Origin of the sequence: Nonomuraea sp. NPDC050691 (genome assembly GCF_040654455.1) — a bacterium.
Classification (GTDB): Bacteria; Actinomycetota; Actinomycetes; order Streptosporangiales; family Streptosporangiaceae; genus Nonomuraea.
On record NZ_JBFAIA010000159.1, the window covers coordinates 1 to 18,513 of the forward strand.

The following is an 18,513-nucleotide window of genomic DNA, read 5'->3' on the forward strand; positions in this document are numbered from 1 at the left end:
GGTGCTCGCCCGGGCCGCCGCCGCGGCGGCCACGCTGCCCGTCCCGGTGGTCGGGACCGGGAGCGCGGCAGAGGTGGCGGCGGTGCTCGCGCTGTTCCGCTCCCGGCTCATCCCCGCGCTGCTGCTCGACACGGCCGTCGTCCTCGCCCTGCTGGGTGAGGACGCCTCGATCGTCACCACCTGAGCCACCGGGCTCCCCACCATGACCATGTCCGGCCGATGGGGGACCGCCGGCGAGGTGGCCTCCGCGGTGGCGTTCCCGGCCGGCGACGCGGCCTCGTACGTCACGGGCGAGAACCTCGCGGTGGACGCGGGCTGGACCGTCATCGACGGCCGCTTCGACCCGGGCCGCCGAGCCAGGAGGCGGTTCCGGCCCGGCGGCGCGCGTGACCCCTCGCGCGCCGCCGGTGCCGGAGACCGGGTCAGCCGTGCGAGTCGGTGACCGAGCGGGAGAACGTCACCTCGCAGGAGGGGCCGTTCGGGCCGCCGACGCGGACGGAGTCGAAGAAGTCACGGAAGGCGCTGTAGAAGTTGCCCTTGCCGCCCGGGCTGGTCACAGCCGAGCAGCCGCCGTAGCCGGCCTCGGAGTACAGGTGGATGTAGGAGCTCGTGCGGTTCCAGTCGGACTTGGCGCGGTCCGCCATGTTCAGCGCGGCGAGGTCGGGGGTGTCGGCCTTGATCTCGACGAGGTCGCCCGACCCGTCGAGGCCGGAGAACAGGCAGTAGTAGCCGGCGCGGCAACGGTCGTAGCCGTCGGCGGCCTGGGCCGGGCCGCTGGTCAGGATGGTCAGCGCGATGGCCGCCACCGGTAACGCCAGCAACTGAAGCTTCTTGCCCACTGTCCCTCCAGGGGTGAAACTTTTCTTCGCGAACGGATCTGACCATACCTGTTGAGATCTTGTAGGTGAAGGGGGTGCGGTTCCTCGATCCGCCGCCCGGAGCGGAAGGGGACGGCGTCGACGGGACGAACCCGCGGCCGTTCAGGGGCGATGCGGCTGGTCGGCCAGGGTGTGCCGCCAGTGCTCGGCGGCTCGGGCCATGTCCCGGTGCAGGTGCTGGAAGAACCGGCTGGCGGTGTGCATGCTGACGCCTGCCGGGTTGGCCGCGCCGTAGAGCCGGAATCCCTGCTGGGTGAAGTCCGCCCAACCGAAGGTCTGCCTGGTCACCGAGCATCGGCCGGCATCGGTCTGACGACCGCCCGGGAACTGCTCCGCGCCGGCCACGTCGTGTACGGCCGACCGGGTGATCGCCACGATCCTGCGGGAGCAGGGCCGGATCGACGTGCTGGTCGACAACGCCGGCACGGTCCTGCACGGCGCCGTCGAGGACGTCCCCCGGACCTGGCGCGCGACCAGTTCGAGGTCGACGTCCTGGCCCCGCCCGGCTGATCCAGCTCGTCCTGCCGCACATGCGCGAACAGCGATTCGGGGTGATCGTCAATGTGTCCTCGATCGGCGGCGAGATCAGCCTGCCGCTGGGCGTCTGGTGCTACGCCTCCAAACACGCCCTGGAGGCCCTCCCGACACGCTGCGCATGGAGGTCGCGCCGTTCGGGATCCCTGCCGGACCGCGAGTTCGACGCACTGGTGAGCCGCTCGATCGCGGAAGGCACAGCATGAGATCGGGCCGTGTGTGACGAAGCCGCCGTCCTCGTCGCCGACCGACTCCGATACAGGGCCTGGCTCCCCGGCAAGCCTTGACGCTGCTCCAACACTCCGGGCAAACTGCGGAAAGCGTTTTCCCCACGTCTCCCGCCAACCTGGAGCGTCACCTTGTCTCAACGGAACTACCGGTCCGCGATCGTCGGCACCGGTGGGATCGCCACCGCCCACGCCAGGGCCGTCGCCGCCTCGGGCGGGCGGGCGAGCCTCGCCGCCGCCGTCGACGTGGACCCCGGCCGGGCCAAGGCGTTCGCCGAGACGTGGGACATCACCCGCGTCCACGCGAGCCTGACCGACCTGCTGCGCGAAGGCGACGTGGACCTCGTCCACCTCTGCACCCCGCCCGGACTGCACGCGCCGCTGGCCCTGGAGTGCCTGGAGGCGGGGGTGACGGTGCTGGTGGAGAAGCCGCCGACCCTGTCGCTGGCCGAGATGGACGCGCTGGTGGAGGCGGAGGCCCACTCGACGGCGCACGTCGCGACCGTCCTGCAGCACCGCTTCGGGGCGGGCGCGCGACGGCTGCGCCGCCTCACCGGCGCGGGCGAGCTCGGCCGGCCGCTGCTCGCCACCTGCACCACCCAGTGGTACCGCGACGAGGCGTACTTCGCGGTGCCCTGGCGCGGCACGTGGGAGAGCGAGGGCGGCGGCCCGACCATGGGGCACGGCATCCACCAGTTCGACCTGCTGTTCTCCGTGCTCGGACCGTGGCACGAGGTCACCGCGGTCGCCGCCCGCCGGGCCCGCGACGTCGACACCGAGGACGTGTCGATGGCGCTGGTCACCTTCGAGAGCGGCGCGGTCGCCACCGTGGTCAACTCGGTGGTGTCGCCGCGGCAGACCTCCGCGCTGCGCTTCGACTACGAGCGCGCCACCGTGGAGGTGGAGCACCTGTACGGCTACACCGACGACGACTGGACCGTCACCCCGGCCCCCGGCCACGAGGATGTCGCGTCCCTGTGGAACCAGGACCACTCCTCCGAGCCGAGCGGTCACGAGGGCTGGTTCGCGGCCGTGCTCGACGCCCTCGACCGGGGCGAGGCCCCGCCCGTCACGGCCGCGGACGCCCGGCGGACGATGGAGTTCATCGCCGCCCTGTACCGCTCCGCCTTCACCGGCGAGCGCGTACGCACTGGACAGATCGCGCCCGGCGACCCGTTCGCACAGCGGATGGACGGGACCGGCACACCGTGGGAAAAGGTGAGGAACCAGTGACCCTTCAGGTCGATCACGCTCTCGGCCGGTCGGTCGCCGTCTCGGCGGGCGGCGTCCAGCTCTTCACCTACGTCTACCGGCCCGACACGCCGGTGCTGGAGTCGCCCAAGCCGTACCTGCACCCGATCCGCACCCTCGGCGGCGAGCTCGTGTCGCTGTTCCGGCCGCACGACCACGTCTGGCACAAGGGCATCGCCTGGTCGCTGCCGCACGTCGGCGAGCACAACTTCTGGGGCGGCCCGACGTACGTGCACGGCCGGTTCTATGTGCAGCTCGACAACAACGGCAGCGCCACCCACCAGGAGATGACCACGCTGTCGGCCGAGGGCGGACGCGCCGAGATCGGCCACACCCTCGCCTGGACCTCGCAGGCCGGCGACCCCGTCATCGACGAGCTGCGCACGCTGGCCGTCTCCGTCCTCGACGACGCGACGTGGGCCCTGGTCTTCGACACGGCCATGACGAACGTGTCCGGCGCGACGCTCTCCTTCGGCTCCCCGACCACCAAGGGACGCGAGAACGCCGGCTACGGCGGCCTGTTCTGGCGCGGCCCGCGCTCGTTCACCGGCGGCCTCATCCAGTCGCCCGCCGGGGCGGGCGGCGACGAGCTGCGCGGCACCCGCGCCGAGTGGTTCGGCTTCCGCGGCCGGCACGACGGCACGGGCGGACACTCGACGATCGTCATGGTGGACGACACCGCGAACCCGCAGCACCCGCCGCAGTGGTTCGCCCGCACCGAGGAGTTCGCCTGCCTGTGCCCGGCGCCGTTCTTCAGCGAGGAGCTGGAGCTGCCGGACGGCGAGACGCTCCGCTTCCGGTACGCGGTCGTGGTGGGCGACGGCGACAGGGGCGAGGAGGGCACCGCGCTGCTGGCCGAGCGGGGCAGGGCGGCGCTGGCCGGGGGAGCGCCGGCATGACGTTCCCCGGCGGCACGTCGGTGAGCCGGTTGTCGGTGTACTCCGGCGTGTGCGCGGCCGACGGCCTGGCGGGCGGGACGCCGCACCTGCACACGGCCTCGGCCGAGGCGTACGTGGTGGTGGGCGGGCGCGGTGCGTTGCACACGCTGGACGTGCACGGGCTGCGCGAGACCGAGCTGCGGCCGGGCTCGACGGTGTGGTTCACGCCGGGCACCATCCATCGGGCGGTCAACCACGACGGCCTGGAGGTGGTGGTCGTGATGCAGAACGCGGGTCTGCCCGAGGCCGGTGACGCGGTCATGACGTTCCCGCCGGACGTCGTGGCGGACGCCGGGCGTTACCGGCAGGCCGCCGCGCTGCCCGTCGGCGTGCCGCCGGAGGAGGTGGAGCGGGCGGTGGCCCGGCGCCGTGACCTGGCGGTGGAGGGCTTCCTGCGCCTGGCGGAGGCGGTCGACGCCGGAGACCTGGAGCCGTTGCGCCGGCTGTACGCCGACGCGGTGGCGCTGGTCCGCCCGCACGTCGGCCGCTGGCGCGAGCTGTGGGAGCGGAACGTGGCCGCGCAGGTGCGCCACACCGCCGCCGTGCTCGACGCCCTGGAGGCGGGCGACCCCACCCACCTCGCCGGCTCGGCCCTCATGGAGAGCCCGCCCGAGGAGCGGTGGGGGATGTGCGGCAACCTCCGCGCCCACGACGTCACCCACCCCACCGTCCGCTGATCCTCCGAAACCGTGTTCGCCGTCGTCCTGCGCGGCAGCACCCCTTGGAGCCGAGCAAGATTGTCGTAAGGCGTCGCTAGTGTCCCGGATCCAGTGACACCGTCCTGGAAGGCGCCCCTCATGACCGCCTGGAACGACCTGTACCCCTTCATCCGCGGCGGCGACGTCGCCCGTACGGCCCAGCTTGTGGCCGGGCTCGACCCGGCCGCCCGCAAGGCCGTCGCGGCCGAGATGACGGAGCACATGCGCAAGGCGTTCCGTGGTGGGCGGCCGTGGTGGGAGGGGGCGCAGCGCCACCAGATCCGTCCCCTCATCATGGTGGGCGCCGGCTGTCTCGGCGGCCCGGCGGCGGTGGCCGCGTGGCTGTTCCGCCGCGAGTTCCGCCGGCGGAGGGAGGACCCGCGCGACGTCGCCCGCATCCTCGGCCTGGTGCGCGACCGGCCGGAGGCGTGGCGGGCCGACCTGGCCCGCCGCGTCGCCGCCCGGGTGCGCCTGCCGGAGCTGCAGAACTGGGAGCTGGCCGCCGCCCTCGTCCGCGAGACCGGTGTCGAGCCGGGCGACGACGCGGCGTTCATGGCCGGCTGGCTGCGCGGACTCAAGGCCGAGCCGGCGGTGACGGACCCGCTGGTCCCCGTCCTGGGCCCGCGGATCTTCGAGAGCGACGGCCTGAGCGACGGGCTGACCACCGACACGGCCGACACCCTCGTGCGGCTCACGGAGGCCGGTCTGCTGGAACGCGAGGCCGTGCTCGACGGCGTCGTCGGACGCCTCCTGCGCGACGGCCAGAACGCCCTGCCCGTCCTCGCGTACCTGCACGACCAGCTCGATCCCGGCCTCGACGAGACCGCCGGCCGGGCCCGCGACTACGCCCGCATGCTGCCGGCCGCGCCGGTCGTGGTGGCCGAGTCGGCCGTGGCCCGGCTGCGGGCGCTGGACGAGGCGGGACGGCTGGAGGAGGAGCTGTTCGCCGAGGCGGTGGAGGCCCTGACGTTCCGGCCGGCGCCGAAGCTGCTGCGGTCCGTCCTGTCGTGGCTGGGCGTCACGGCCGGTCCACGCGCCGCCGGTCGCGCCGACGTCGCGCTGCGCGCCCTGGCCGAGGTCATCGGGCACGAGACGCTCGTGCTGCAGGAGCGGGCCGTACGGCTGGCCGTCCCGCTGGCGCCGGTGGCCGGTGAGGAGGGGCGTGAGGCGCTCAGGGAGGCCGCGGCCGTACTGCCCGCCGAACTGCGCGAACGGATCGCCGCGGCCTACGGCGACCTGCCCGAGGACGACGAGCCGGCCGCTCCCGTCCTCGTCGCCGCCCCCGCCCCGCAGCTTCCGCCGCCCATCGGCTCCCCCGGCGACCTGGTCCGCGAGCTGACCGGCTTCCGCGGGTCCGACGACGACCCGTACACCTTCGAACGGCTGCTCTCCGGGCTCGCCGAATGGTCGCACCGCGAGCCCGACACGCTCCGCGAGGCGCTGCGCCCCTGGTGGGAGCACCCCCGCCACTACTACGGCGTGGACGTCCGGAACGAGGCCGGCGATCTCCTCCACCGCGCCTTCCTCGCGTTCGCCTCACCGAAGGAGAGCCGGCGGATCGCGGCAGCCGGGAGTGCACGCGGCGGGGGCCCCGACTGCGGGCCGATCGAGCGGCTCTACCGGCGGCGCGCCCTCGAGCTCGTGGCCCCGTTCGAGCGCGGCTCCGGCTACCCTGTCCTGCTGGCCACGCCCACCTCGGGCACCGGGCACGTCGACCCCGGCACGCTGCTCGACCGCCTGGGACGCCTGGAGGCGTCACGGGTGCAGGCGCTGCCCGCCGACCTGGCGCAGGCCCTCCTGCGGCTGCCCCGCGAGGTGGACGAGACGACCGTGGCCCGGGCCCGCACCTCCACCTCGGACGCCGGCCGCGCCTGCGCCGCGTGGATGGCCGGCGACCGCCTGCCCGACCCCGGGGTGTCCTGCGAGCCGTACACCGGGCGGCACTACTGGTCCACGTGGAGCGATGTCCGCGTGACGCTGACCCTGCCCTTCGCGGGTTCGCCCGTCGAAGGGCTGGACGCGCCCTCGTCCGGCTACCACCCCGACAGCCTGGCCTGGTGGCCCCTGGTCCTCCCGTCGCACCGGGAGCTCGCGGCGGCCCACCTCGTCCCGCACGTGGCGCGGACCGTGGACTCCAAGACCGGCGTGGCCTCCGTCCTGTGCGACCTCGTGCGCTGCGACGGCCCCGCGGGGACGGCGACGGCGTACGCGCTGGCCTACGGCCTGGGCCACGCCGACCCCGCCGCCCGGTCGAGCACGGCCGACGCGCTGCTCACGCTGGCCGCCCGCGGCGAGACGCCGGTCGAGGCCCTCGGCACGGCCCTCGCCGACCTGGTCACGGGGGGTTACGTCAAGCTCAACCGGGTGTCCGCGGTCCTCGGCGACGCCGCGCGCGCCGGCGCCCACGAGGCGGTGTGGGCGCTGGCCGAGCGCCTCCTGCCCGCGCTGCTCCCCGCGGACGGCGACCGGCCCCGCGCCGGGCTCGCCGACCTCATGGCCGCCGCCTCGACGGCCGCCCGGCCCGCGAACGCCCGCGCCCATCTGCCGGCCCTCGCCGCCATGGCGTCCCGCAAGGGCTCCAGCCGGGTCCTGCAGGAGGCACGGCGGCTCCACCGGCTGGTCGCGCCATGCGAATCCGTCACGGAGAGCTGACTGGCCGGTCACTCTCTGGCACCATGCCTCTGATCACCGTGTGCTGTTCACGACGTGGTGACTGCCGTCGCGGAACGACAGGAAGCGGACCATGGGACAGGGGCGGGACCCGTCATCGGCGGCGTCGCGAGCGTCGGGTTCATCGGCGTCATCGGCTGTGGCGGCCTTGGCGGTGCTGCGGCACATCGCGGAGCTGGCCGAACGGGACGCCCCCGCGGCCGACCGGGCGCTCCTGCTGCTCCGCGACGGGGCGCTGGTGGGGGAGGCGGCCACCAGGCTGGCGGACGAGCTGCACCGGGTGGCGGGGGCGGTGCGACGGGCGTTCCTGGAGGCGTTCGACCAGGTGGCGGGCGGGACACCCGGTACGCCCCCCGCCCTGGGGTACCCTCCCGGCGCCTGCCGTGGCGGCCCAGGAAACGGCTGCGCGCGGGGTTTCGTGGGCGGGGACCCCGAACGCATGCGCGCCCTGGAACAGCAACTCACGTCGGCCGGCCGTACCTGGGAGGACGCGGGGAGCACACTCGCCCGCCTGCTGACGGGCGCGGGCGCGGACCCGTCGCCCGCCCACGTCATCGGCCAGGCGGGCGCGTGGACCGCGGGCCGCCCCGCCGACATCGCCCGCCGCCGCCACCAGCTCCAGCTCCAGCTCACACAGTCGGGCTCGGCGGCGCTCGCCACCTTCGGCCTGCCACCCGTACCCACGATGGGGGAGGCGGAGGGCAGGCGGCTGACCTCCGGCCTGAACGCCGTCCTGGACCGCACCGGGAACACCGACCCGGCGACCCGGGCGGCGGCGGTCAGGCGGTACTTCGGCACGCTGACGACGGGGGAGTGCTCGTGGCTGGCGACCCATCAGGCCGAACTGGTGGGCAACCTGGACGGGGCACCGGTGACCCTCCGCTACGCGGCCAACCGGCTGCGCATCGCGGACGCACTGGAGGTGGAGCAGGCGCACCTGGCCACGATGATGCCGACCGACCCGACGTATCAGCGACAGGCGGACCGGGTGGAGGCACTACGCGGCTTCCTGGTCCCGCATCTTCGGAGAATCTGGGATCCGATGAGCAAGGAGATGCTGGAGATCGGGACATTCCGCCAGTTCCTGCTCTTCGATCCCCGCGGCGACGGGCGTCTCGCCGAAGTGACCGGCGATCTGGAGAACGCCGACGACGTCGCCATCCAGGTACCGGGCATCACCAACCGGCTGGACAATTTCTCAGCTATCGCCGCAGACGCGCGGCAGCTCGTCATCGATCCCCGAACACGGAGGCTGGCGCCGGGTGCGGCCGTGGTGAGCTGGCTGGGCTACGACACGCCCGAACTTGGAGACGCCGTGGACCCGGCGAAGGCTCTCGTCGGCGGACGGCAACTCGCCGAGTTCCGCGCGGGCATCGGCGTATGCCTGAAGCCGACGGCGAAGACCAATCTGTTCGCACACAGCTATGGCACGCTCGTGAGCAGCAAGGCGCTGCAGAACGGCGCGGCGTTCGACACCATCACCTTCATGGGCAGCCCCGGTCTCGGCTCGAACGTCAACAGCGTCGCCGACTTCCGCCTGCCCGCGGGAACCAAGGTGTACGACCTGCGGGCCCCTGGAGACTGGGTCTCCTACACGCAGGGCCACGGCAAGGATCCGGCGGACTTCGCGGACATCATCCGGCTCGACGCGGGGGACTCCTCCGGGCACTCCCAGTACTACAAGCTGAACAGCTCATCCCTGGAGAACCTGCGCGCGATCCTCTTCCGCCGTCCTCAGGAGCTGACGTTCACCGGCACCCATCTCGACGATGAGCTGGCTGGTGCGATGGAGGCTCGCGCGTTCATCGCGTGGATGAGGTCGCAGGTGCCTGCCGAGAAGGTGCTCAAACTCGGCGTCGATATGGACCCCATCATCCAGGACGTCCTCGCGGGCCGCGTCAGGACACCCGCCGAATGGTCAGGAGCCGTCCAGCGTGCCAAGGCCGTCTTCACCCAGCACCGCATCTCCGAAGACGTCACCCTCACTGAACTCGACGCTGAACTGGGAAAGCTCGCACGTGAGGTCGCCGCGAAGCAGGGCGGCTTTCTCGCGGGCAACCGGGTGGAGTCCGCGGTCCATCTGACCACCTGGTTGCTGTCGCAGATGCCTCCGGAGAAGACGGCAGCCTTCGGCGTCGAACTGGCCGGCATCCTTGGCGACAAGAGCCTGGAAACCCCTGAAACCGCGATCAAGGTCATCAGGCTGGTCAACGACTACGACGTTCTCGACCACATCACTCCCACCGAATTGCAGTCGGGCCTCGTTGCGGCGAGCGCGAAGCGGACCTTCAGGAGCAGCTACGAAGGCTTCCGCGCGGCCGGCTTGTCCGAGGCCCAGGCATTCGCCCAGGCGACAACGGCGGCCACAGCGGCGGGTGCCGCCGTCTACACCACCACCACACCCGTGATCGTCGCGCTCGGCTTCCAGCGGGGGATCGACAACATCGCCGATCTCGGCGGCATCGGGACGAAGGACAAGGCGAAGTGAGGCATCCACGATGACGGCGGCGAGCAACGGACGACGACCTGTGGCGGTCACGGGTGTCCTGATGGCACTCACGCTGGTCGCCTGTACGCCCGATCAGGAGAACGACACCATGACCCCGGAGCAGTCGCGGCAGAAGCTCATCAGCGAGATCATCACCGTCATCCAGGCGATGGCACCCGGTGCCAGAGTGGATTCCTCAGTCGAGGACCGGGACCTGCCCTGCGGCGGTTTGGCGGGCGCGGAGTACACCAGTGTCCACAGCTATGTCGTGGTGACCGGTAGTGCTGGGATCGGCGGGACGGAGACCGACGTCATGGCGAAGACCCGCACACCGCTGGAGCAGAAGGGCTGGAAGATCACACGAAACCGTAAGTCGGGGGAAACGTCCAGGTTCTCCGTGGACAAGCCGGGAACCGGCTCGGGCGTGCTCCTGGTGAGCCCGGAGGACATCGTCTTCAACGGTGAGACGCTGTGCGTCGACAACCCTGATCGCTGACCCCCGCACACCCCCAAGCCCCCCCGCGTACGGTGAGAACATGGGCAAGATCCTTGTCGGTACGGCCTCGTGGACGGACAAGTCGCTGCTCGCCTCCGGTTGGTATCCCTCCGAGGCGTCCACGCCCGAGGCGCGTCTCCGTTTCTACGCCTCCCGGTTCCCCCTGGTGGAGGTGGACGCCACCTACTACCACCCGCCCGCCGAGCGGACCGCCGTGTCGTGGCGTGACCGCACCCCCGAGGACTTCGTCTTCAACGTCAAGGCGTTCTCCCTCCTCACCCACCATCCGACCCGGCCTGCCGCGCTGTACAAGGACTTACGGGCGGCGCTCGGTGAGCCGCGGCGCTCCCTCTACCTGCGGGATGTGCCGCCGGAGGTGGCCGAGCAGGTGTGGAGCCGGTTCCTGGGCGCGTTGCGGCCGTTACGGGAGGCGGGGAAGCTGGGCGCGCTGCTGTTCCAGTTCCCGCCGTGGTTCCGGCCCGGGGCCGCGAGCCGCCGCCACATCCTGGAGTGCCGTGACCGCTGCCTGCCGGCCCGGATCTGCGTCGAGTTCCGTAACGCGGCGTGGCTGGACGAGGGTCACCGACGGGAGACGCTGGACTTCCTCGCCGCCCACGACCTGCCGTACGTGGGGGTGGACATGCCCCAGGGGCACCCGTCGTCCGTGCCGCCCGTGCTGGCCGCCACCTCCGACCTGGCCGTGGTGCGCCTGCACGGCCACTCGGACAAGTGGACGAGCCGGGTCATCGAGGAGCGGTTCGGCTACCTGTACGCGGAGGAGGAGCTGCGGGACTGGGCCGGACGGATCGCGGCGCTGTCCGGGGAGGCCGCCACCACGCACGTGCTCACCAACAACTGCTGCGCCGACAACTCCCAGCGCAACGCCGCGCGCCTGGCCGAGTTGCTGGAGGAGTCGGGCGCCGACGTGATCCGTCCCGCCGCCCATCCCGAAACCGGCGCCGACCTCCTCTTCCAGCTTTCCGGCGACCCCCAGCCGGGCTAGCCGGTTTCCAGTGACCCCCAGCCGGGCTAGCCGGTTTCCAGTGACCCTCAGCCGGGCTAGCCGGTTTTCGGCAACCCCCGGCCGGGCTAGCCGGGCACGACCGGCAGGAGGAGCCGGCTGGGGCGGGCGGCGTCGTGGTGGACCGTCTGCCGGGCCGGCCGCAGGTCCGCCTCGCCGGCCGTCGCGATCGTGACCCACTGCTGCGGGTTGCGGTCGAAGCGCGGGAAGTTGGAGCTCGCGACCTGGAGCCGCAGCCGGTGCCCCGCCTTGAACACCATGCTGGTGGCGCCGAGCGGGAACCGGAACAGCTCCGGCTCCCCGGGCGTCAGCGGCACCTCGCGGTCCGGGCCGTGCCGGTAGCGCGCCCGCAGGATGCCGTCCACCACCCCGTACGCCCGCCCGTCGGGATGGACGTCCACCAGCCGGGCCGTCCAGTCGCAGTCGGGGGCGCTGGAGGAGGCGTGCAGCTCGACGACCACCTCGCCGGTCACCTCCATGTCCTCGGCCAGCGGTTCGCTGGTGTAGACGAGCACGTCGCGGCGGCTCTCGACGGCCGACTGGTCCTTCTGGCCCGAGTTGCGGCCGATGAGCACGCCCGGCAGGAAGGTGGCGCCGCCCGCGGTGGGGCACCGGGTCGGCGGGGTCGGCCACGTAGTGGTCCGCCGGCTCGCCCTCCGGCGGAGGGGGTGCGGCTGAGCCGGCCGTCGCCGCGCACACGCACCCATGGGCTGTTCACGTCTACCTCCTAACGGGCGGCCGGAGGAACTATGAAACGTTTCAGCCATCTTGGCCCGGAACGCAAGGCCGGTTACCGTAAGGAGTCAAGAGGTTGCGGGTAAGTTCCGAGGTCACGACTGTATCGCGGCGACCGACCGTATTGTTACGTTTCAATGGCCGGGATGGCCCTGTAGTACGCTGGCTCAAGATCCCGATGTCCCCGTCCCGTGTGAGGAGCCATGGCGATAGCGAGCATCAAGGAGGTCGCCAAGCTGGCCAGCGTGTCAGTGGGGACGGTCAGCAACGTGCTGAACCGCCCCGACGCGGTCTCGCCCGCCACGCGCGAGCGGGTGCTCAACGCCATGAACGAGCTCGGCTTCGTGCGCAACGAGTCGGCCCGCGCGCTGCGCTCCGGCCGCACGCGCACCATGGGCCTGGTGGTGCTGGACGTCACCAACCCGTTCTTCACCGACGTCGCCAAGGGCGTGGAGGCGGTCGCCGCCGACAACGGGATGATCGTCACGCTGTGCAACAGCGACCAGGACGGGCCGCGCGAGCACCGCTACCTGCACCACCTGGAGGAGCAGCGCGTCCAGGGCATCCTCATCACGCCGGTCGAGCGGGAGAACGAGCGGCTGGAGCAGATCATCGAGCGGGGCACCCCGGTGGTTCTGCTCGACCACCGGGCCACGCGGCGCAACCGCTGCTCGGTCGCCGTGGACGACGTGCTCGGCGGGCGGCTCGCCGCCGAGCACCTGCTCGCGCAGGGCCACCGGCGGCTGGGCTTCGTCGGCGGCTCCTGGACGATCAGTCAGGTCGCGGAGCGGCACAAGGGCGCGGCCCAGGCGGTGGAGGCCGCCGCCGCGGCCCAGGCGGAAAGCGCTGAGGCGGGGAGCGCCGGCGCCCCCACGCTGGCGCTGATCGACGTGCCGTCGCTGAGCTTCGCCTCCGGAAGGCACGCCGCCGAGCGGCTGGCCACGATGCCGGAGCCCGACCGGCCCACCGCGCTGTTCTGCGCCAACGACCTGCTCGCGCTCGGCCTCATGCAGGGCCTGACCGCCGCCGGCCTGCGGATCCCCGACGACGTGGCGCTCATCGGCTACGACGACATCGACTACGCCGGCGCCGCGGCGGTGCCGCTGTCGTCGATCCGGCAGCCGCGCGAGGAGCTCGGCCGGGTCGCCGCCGAGCTGCTGCTGGAGGAGATCGACGCGGGCGAACGCCACCGGCACCGGCAGGTCCTGTTCGACCCGGAGCTGGTCATCCGCGACTCCAGCGTGCGCCGCTGACCCGCTGGGGGCGCCCGCCGAACCACGGGCGCCTACTGGAGCACGCCGGCGGGTACGTCCTCGGTGGCGCGGGCGGCGATGCGGGCGGCCAGCACGTGCTTGCACGGCCCGCGCGAGCCGCGGTGGTCCCACCACCACGCGCAGGTGCACGAGCCGTCGGACAGCCTGACCTCGCGCAGGCCGCCGTCCGTCCGCACCCACGCGAGGTCGCCCTCGAGCCGTACGGCGCCGCCCTCGACGAGCGCCTTGGCCGAGGTGAGGCGCGGGTTGAGGTGCTGGACGTGCTCGCGGTCGTAGGGCAGCTCGCGGTGGAAGTGCGCGGCCTCGGACAGGTCGTAGCCCACGCGGCCGGCCGTGCCGAGCTGGGTGAGGGCGGCCCGGACGCGGTCCACGGGGAGGCCGGCGCGGTCGGCGAGCAGGCCGATCTCCACCTCCGGCTCGAAGTTGAGCAGCATGCCGACCACGTCGGCGTCGGCCTCGGCCTCGTCGGTGGCGAGGTCGGCCAGCACCGCGCCCTCGCCGGAGAAGCCGCGCCAGCGCTCCGGCGACAGGGCGAGGGTGTAGCGCATGCCCGGCAGCTCCAGCTCCCAGGCGCTCGACAACGGGCCGTCGCCGCCCGCCGGGCCGTACACCTTGAGGCTCTTCGCGAAACGGAGCAGGGGATGGAGCGTGGCCAGGCGTCCCACGCCGGACAGGCAAACCGCGCCCGCGCCGGGCCGGTCGGAGACGCGCAGCTCGCGGCCCGCCGGGGCGACCCACAGGTCGGCCGTCGCGCGCTTGGGCAGCGACCGCAGGAACCGCACGGCGCTCATCCCGGTCAGCTCGGCCCGCAGATCCATGCCCGCGGCGATGACCTGGACCTCGGCGAAGCCGCGCAGCCACCGCTCCGGCAGCGGCACCTTCTTCTCCACGACCGCGCCGTCGAGCGTGGTGACGACCAGCTCGTCGGCGCCGACTCCCAGGTGGAGCGGGTCGCGCCCGCCGACCCTGGCCAGAGCCTCACGCAGCGGGCCGTTGACGTCGACGTTGGTGGTGCCCCGGTCGAAGACCTCGCCGTCCAGGGCGCCGCCGAGCAGGTCGAGCCGGGCGTAGACGCCGCCGCAGGCGGAGAACGACTCGAAGCGCAGCCGGTCGCCGCCGCAGGTCACGACCGGGTCGCGGGTCCAGCCGGGACGCGGCTGGTGGTAGCGGGTGAGGGCCACGTCGGCCACGCCCAGCAGCGCGGCGGCGGCGGGCGCGGCCTGGGTCACCAGCCCGCTGAAGAACCGGGGCGCCACGGCAGGGCCGCTGAGGGCCCGGCCGCCGGAGGTGGAGAGTCCGAGGCGCCCGTCCACCATCGCGGAGGGCGCGGCGTAGCTGTAGGTCTGCGTCGCTTGGCTCATGGCCGGGACAGTAGAGATCGTCACCGACAAAAGCCCGCCGCGGGTGTCCGGCATGTGGGTTGTGGCTGTTCACGGGCCTGGAGGTACGGGAGAATGTCGGTAATTGGTACATGTAAGGACAGATCTGCTGATGCTGAACCCGGTGCACCTCCGGACGCTGGCCGCCGTGCTGAACGCCGGATCGTTCGCCGCCGCCGCCAGGAGCCTCGGTTACACCGGCTCGGCGGTCTCGCAGCAGATCGCCGCGCTGGAACGGGTGGTCAAGGTGCCGCTGTTCGAGCGCGGCGCCCACACGATCACGCCGACCCCGGCGGCCCGCTACCTCGTCCAGCGGTCCCTGGACGTGCTGTCGGCGCTGGACGCCCTGGAGGAGGACGTCCGCGGCCTGTGCGAGGGCACGATCGGCCGGCTCCGGCTGGGCAGCTTCCCCACGGCCAGCCAGCGGCTCCTGCCGATCGCGCTGGCCGGGTACGCCCGGTCGCACCCGTCCGTGGAGACCCTGCTCGACGAGGGCGAGCCGGACGAGCTGATCCCGCTCGTCCGCGCGGGCGAGCTCGACATGGCCCTGGTCTACCGCTACGACCTGGTGCCCCGGGCCTGGCCGAGGGACCTGCACCAGGTCCGGCTGCTGGAGGAGGAGCTGCTGGTGCTGCTGCCCGAGCGGCACTCCCTGGCCGGCGCCGAGGCCGTCGCGCTCGACGACCTCAAGCACGAGACCTGGGTGGCGACCCGGGAGGGCACGGCCGGCGCCGCGTTCCTGCGCGGCCTGTGCGCCCAGGCGGGCTACCAGCCGCAGGTCGACTACCGCAGCAACGACTACGGCGTCATCCGTGGCTTCGTCCGCTCCGGTCTGGGCGTCGCCCTCGTCCCCGCGCTCGCCCACCAGCCCAGCGAGGGCGTGGCCGCGGCCCGGCTCGACGGGGTCGGCGCGCGCCGCCGCATCGGCGCCGTGTACCGTTCGGAGACCACGAACCCGGCGATCACCGGCGCGGTGCGCGCCCTGCGCCAGGCCGCGGCCCGGCTGGGCGGCGCCCTTCCGGGCCTCGCCTGCGCGGACGAGCGGCGATGAGGTGCACTCTCGCGCCACCGCGACCTGGCCCGCGACCGGCGGTGAAGCATAAGAAGTTCTTCCGCCACGCCCACAGATGGCCGCGCTCGGCCGCTTCCTCCGGCGTCGCCCCCTCCGCGATGCTGGACGCACCATCCCCAGAAGCACCATCCCCAGAAAAGCCATCCCTGCAGAACCCGGAAGGAGCCGTCCCATGAAGCAGTCCGGGCGCGAGCTGCCCTCGCGAGCCTCGGTCGTGATCATCGGGGGCGGCGCCATGGGCGTCAGCTCGGCCTACGCGCTGGCCGCCGCCGGGGTCCCGGACGTGGTGCTCGTCGACAAGGGGCCGCTGGGCTCCGGCTCGACCTCGAAGGCCGCCGGGGGAGTGCGCGCGCAGTTCTCCGACCGGGTCAACATCGAGCTGGCCGTACGCAGCCTGGAGACGTTCGACACCTTCGCCGAGCGGTTCGGCCAGGAGATCGACCTGCACAAGCCGGGCTACCTGTTCCTGCTCGACACGCCTGAAGCCGTCGCCGAGTTCGAGAAGAACGTCGCGATCCAGAACGACCTCGGGGTGCCCAGCCGGATGATCTCGCTGCGCGAGGCCGCCGAGCTGTCGCCGCTCATCGACACCGAGGGGCTGCTCGGCGCCGCGTACTCGCCCACCGACGGCCACTGCACGCCGGAGTCGGTCGTCCTCGGCTACGCGGGCGCGGCCCGCAGGCTCGGCGCGCGGCTGCTGCCGAACTGCGCCGCGACCGGCATCGAGACCGTGGACGGCCGCATCGCCGCCGTCCTGACCGAGGGCGGCCGCATCGAGACCGACACCGTCGTCTGCGCGGCCGGCGCCTGGTCGGCCCCCGTCGGCGCCTGGGTGGGCGTCGACCTGCCGGTGACCCCGCTGCGCCGGCAGGTGCTGGTCACCGAGCCGGTCCCGGACCTGCCGCCGATGGCGTTCACCATCGACTTCGGCACCACCTTCTACTTCCACCGCGAGGGGCCCGGCCTGCTGCTCGGCATGTCCGACCCCGACGAGACGCCGGGGTTCAAGCTCGACCGGTCCGACGCCTGGCTGCCGCGGCTGGGCGAGGCCATGGCCCGCCGCGCCCCGGCGCTCATGGAGACCGGCGTCGCCACCGGCTGGGCCGGCCTGTACGAGGTGACGCCCGACCACAACGCCCTCATCGGGGTGGCCCCCGAGGTGGACCGGTTCATCTATGCCACCGGTTTCTCCGGCCACGGCTTCCTGATGAGCCCGGCCGTCGGGGAGGTGGTCCGCGACCTGTACCTGGGGCGGCAGCCGTTCGTGGACGTCAGCGGCTTCGACGCGCGCCGCTTCGCCCTCGCCGGCGCCCGGCCCGAGCTCAACATCGTCTGACGCTCAACATCGTCTGACGCTCGACATCGTCTGACGCTCGACAACATCGGACGGGGCGCGCGGGTCAGGGGGCCGCGCCGGTGCTGTCGCGTTCGATGAAGCGCGTCGGGACCACGGTGCGCTGCCCCCGCCCCGCCCCCGCGCCGTCCTGGCGGGCGATCTGGGCGAAGAGCTGGCCGGCCGCGGCGCGCCCCATGTCGTACGCGGGCTGCACGACGACCGAGATCCGCGGGCGTACCAGGGTGGTCCACTCCAGGTCGTCGAACCCGATCAGCGACATCTCGCCCGGGACCGCGATGCCCCGCTCCGACAGCAGCGAGAACGCGCTGCGCGTCATGTAGCTGTCGGCCGTGAACAGCGCGCTCGGCCGGGGCTCGGCCGCGAGGACCGCCGCCACCGCCTCCAGTCGGCTGTCCGGGGCGTCGTGCGGGACGAGCGCGATGAGCTCGCGTTCCACGGGCAGCCCGGCCGTGGTGAGGGCGCGCAGGTATCCCCGCGCCCGGTCGAGCGAGGGCCGGGACGGGCCCACGACGTTCGCCCGGACCTTGCCGACGCGCAGCACGGGCGGCTCCTCCCGCTGCACCGAGCCGAGGAAGGCGATCCGCCGGTGCCCGAGGCCGATGAGGTGGCGGATCGCCTGTTCGGTGGCCGTCTCGTTGTCGGCCACCACGCTGTCGATGCCGATGTCGCTGAGCTGCCGGTCGAGCGAGACGACCGGGACGCCCGCGCCGGTGATGGCGTCGATGTGGGCGTGCTCGCGCACGGAGACCGGGTTGATGATCACGCCGTCCACCTTGTGCGACAGCAGCACGCGGGTGGCATCGCGCTCCTGGCTCGGCTTGTCGTCGGTGGCCATGGGGAAGGCGGGTCGAAAGGTGGACATGGAATGCAAGCGACAAATGCGACAATGTGTGCCGGAGTGAGGTGATGCATGTACGCGCGGCCCACGCACGAGGTGGAGACGGTGCGCGCCGCCGGCGCGGGCGACCGCGGGGCGATCGACGAGCTGGTCAGGAGCCACCTGCCGCTGGTGTACAACATCGCGGGCCGCGCCATGGACGGCCACCCGGACGTGGACGACGTCGTCCAGGAGGCGATGGCCAGGGTCGTGACCGGCGTGTCCGGGCTGCGCGACCCGGAGAGCTTCCGGTCCTGGCTGGTCGCGATCACCCTGAACCAGGTGCGCGAGTGGCGGCGGTCCTCGACGGCCTCCCACGCCGGCCTGGACGAGGCGCTCGGCATGGCCGACCCCGGCTCCGACTTCGCCGCGCTCACCGTCACCCGGCTCGGCCTGTCCGGGCAGCGCAAGGAGACGGCTGAGGCCGTCCGCTGGCTCGACGCCGACGACCACGAGGTGCTCGCGCTGTGGTGGATGGAGCTGGCCGGCCAGCTGTCCAGGGCCGAGCTGGCCGCCGGGCTGGTGCGCTCGATCATGACGCTCCAGCTCGACCCGTACTACCTGGCGCCCCTCGGGCTCGACCAGGTGTCCTTCGCCGCCCTCCAGGCCGCCGCCGTC

Annotated in this window: 19 protein-coding genes; 14 read left to right on the forward strand and 5 right to left on the reverse strand. The window is 72.9% G+C overall.

The window, feature by feature from the left end; genetic code table 11:
- A partial coding sequence (locus AB0H81_RS35475; protein ID WP_358383768.1) for a hypothetical protein occupies positions 1-184 on the forward strand: 184 nt, incomplete at its 5' end.
- An 18-nt stretch (positions 185-202) separates the two neighbouring features.
- Complete coding sequence (locus AB0H81_RS35480) at positions 203-442, forward strand: SDR family oxidoreductase (RefSeq protein ID WP_358383771.1); 240 nt, start codon at positions 203-205, stop codon at positions 440-442.
- Here AB0H81_RS35480 and AB0H81_RS35485 read toward each other — a convergent pair.
- Positions 423-839: a peptidase inhibitor family I36 protein gene (locus AB0H81_RS35485; RefSeq protein ID WP_358383773.1), complete on the reverse strand. Its 417-nt coding sequence runs from the start codon at positions 837-839 to the stop codon at positions 423-425. The genes AB0H81_RS35480 and AB0H81_RS35485 overlap by 20 nt on opposite strands.
- A 141-nt stretch (positions 840-980) precedes the next feature.
- A complete protein-coding gene (locus AB0H81_RS35490; protein WP_358383776.1) occupies positions 981-1,295 on the reverse strand; it encodes a hypothetical protein in 315 nt (104 codons plus the stop codon).
- Between the two features lie 113 nt (positions 1,296-1,408).
- Between AB0H81_RS35490 and AB0H81_RS35495 the strand changes: the two genes are divergently transcribed.
- The 8 genes from AB0H81_RS35495 (at position 1,409) to AB0H81_RS35530 (ending at position 11,183) form a co-directional block, all read left to right on the forward strand.
- The gene (locus AB0H81_RS35495; protein WP_358383779.1) at positions 1,409-1,618 is read left to right on the forward strand and encodes a hypothetical protein; all 210 of its coding nucleotides are present in this window, start codon (positions 1,409-1,411) and stop codon (positions 1,616-1,618) included.
- A 153-nt stretch (positions 1,619-1,771) separates the two neighbouring features.
- A complete protein-coding gene (locus AB0H81_RS35500; RefSeq protein WP_358383781.1) occupies positions 1,772-2,872 on the forward strand; it encodes a Gfo/Idh/MocA family oxidoreductase in 1,101 nt (366 codons plus the stop codon).
- A complete protein-coding gene (locus AB0H81_RS35505; RefSeq protein ID WP_358383784.1) occupies positions 2,869-3,789 on the forward strand; it encodes a PmoA family protein in 921 nt (306 codons plus the stop codon). The genes AB0H81_RS35500 and AB0H81_RS35505 overlap by 4 nt, the downstream gene beginning before the upstream one ends.
- Positions 3,786-4,505, forward strand: a complete 720-nt coding sequence (locus AB0H81_RS35510) for a cupin domain-containing protein (protein WP_358383787.1) — start codon at positions 3,786-3,788, stop codon at positions 4,503-4,505. Before AB0H81_RS35505 ends, AB0H81_RS35510 begins: the two co-directional genes overlap by 4 nt.
- 120 nt (positions 4,506-4,625) lie before the next feature.
- Positions 4,626-7,178 carry a DUF6493 family protein gene (locus AB0H81_RS35515; protein ID WP_358383790.1) on the forward strand — a complete coding sequence of 851 codons (2,553 nt, stop codon included), beginning with the start codon at positions 4,626-4,628 and terminating at the stop codon, positions 7,176-7,178.
- Between the two features lie 457 nt (positions 7,179-7,635).
- Positions 7,636-9,684: an alpha/beta hydrolase gene (locus tag AB0H81_RS35520; protein ID WP_358383793.1), complete on the forward strand. Its 2,049-nt coding sequence runs from the start codon at positions 7,636-7,638 to the stop codon at positions 9,682-9,684.
- Between the two features lie 61 nt (positions 9,685-9,745).
- Positions 9,746-10,180: a hypothetical protein gene (locus AB0H81_RS35525; RefSeq protein WP_358383796.1), complete on the forward strand. Its 435-nt coding sequence runs from the start codon at positions 9,746-9,748 to the stop codon at positions 10,178-10,180.
- A gap of 40 nt (positions 10,181-10,220) precedes the next feature.
- A complete protein-coding gene (locus tag AB0H81_RS35530) occupies positions 10,221-11,183 on the forward strand; it encodes a DUF72 domain-containing protein (RefSeq protein WP_358383799.1) in 963 nt (320 codons plus the stop codon).
- Between the two features lie 86 nt (positions 11,184-11,269).
- Here the strand turns inward: AB0H81_RS35530 and AB0H81_RS35535 are convergent, their stop codons facing one another.
- The gene (locus AB0H81_RS35535; protein ID WP_358383802.1) at positions 11,270-11,776 is read right to left on the reverse strand and encodes a CocE/NonD family hydrolase; all 507 of its coding nucleotides are present in this window, start codon (positions 11,774-11,776) and stop codon (positions 11,270-11,272) included.
- Between the two features lie 363 nt (positions 11,777-12,139).
- Between AB0H81_RS35535 and AB0H81_RS35540 the strand changes: the two genes are divergently transcribed.
- Positions 12,140-13,189 carry a LacI family DNA-binding transcriptional regulator gene (locus tag AB0H81_RS35540; protein ID WP_358383805.1) on the forward strand — a complete coding sequence of 350 codons (1,050 nt, stop codon included), beginning with the start codon at positions 12,140-12,142 and terminating at the stop codon, positions 13,187-13,189.
- A gap of 32 nt (positions 13,190-13,221) precedes the next feature.
- Here AB0H81_RS35540 and AB0H81_RS35545 read toward each other — a convergent pair whose 3' ends face one another.
- Positions 13,222-14,571 carry an SWIM zinc finger family protein gene (locus AB0H81_RS35545; RefSeq protein ID WP_358383808.1) on the reverse strand — a complete coding sequence of 450 codons (1,350 nt, stop codon included), beginning with the start codon at positions 14,569-14,571 and terminating at the stop codon, positions 13,222-13,224.
- Between the two features lie 130 nt (positions 14,572-14,701).
- Between AB0H81_RS35545 and AB0H81_RS35550 the strand changes: the two genes are divergently transcribed.
- Both AB0H81_RS35550 and AB0H81_RS35555 read left to right on the forward strand, forming a co-directional pair.
- Positions 14,702-15,640: a LysR family transcriptional regulator gene (locus tag AB0H81_RS35550; protein ID WP_358383811.1), complete on the forward strand. Its 939-nt coding sequence runs from the start codon at positions 14,702-14,704 to the stop codon at positions 15,638-15,640.
- 193 nt (positions 15,641-15,833) lie between these two features.
- The gene (locus tag AB0H81_RS35555; protein ID WP_358383813.1) at positions 15,834-16,997 is read left to right on the forward strand and encodes an FAD-binding oxidoreductase; all 1,164 of its coding nucleotides are present in this window, start codon (positions 15,834-15,836) and stop codon (positions 16,995-16,997) included.
- Between the two features lie 64 nt (positions 16,998-17,061).
- Here the strand turns inward: AB0H81_RS35555 and AB0H81_RS35560 are convergent, their stop codons facing one another.
- Complete coding sequence (locus AB0H81_RS35560; RefSeq protein WP_358383816.1) at positions 17,062-17,880, reverse strand: substrate-binding domain-containing protein; 819 nt, start codon at positions 17,878-17,880, stop codon at positions 17,062-17,064.
- A gap of 48 nt (positions 17,881-17,928) precedes the next feature.
- Between AB0H81_RS35560 and AB0H81_RS35565 the strand changes: the two genes are divergently transcribed.
- On the forward strand, positions 17,929-18,513 hold a 585-nt coding region (locus AB0H81_RS35565), incomplete at its 3' end, for a sigma-70 family RNA polymerase sigma factor (protein WP_358383819.1).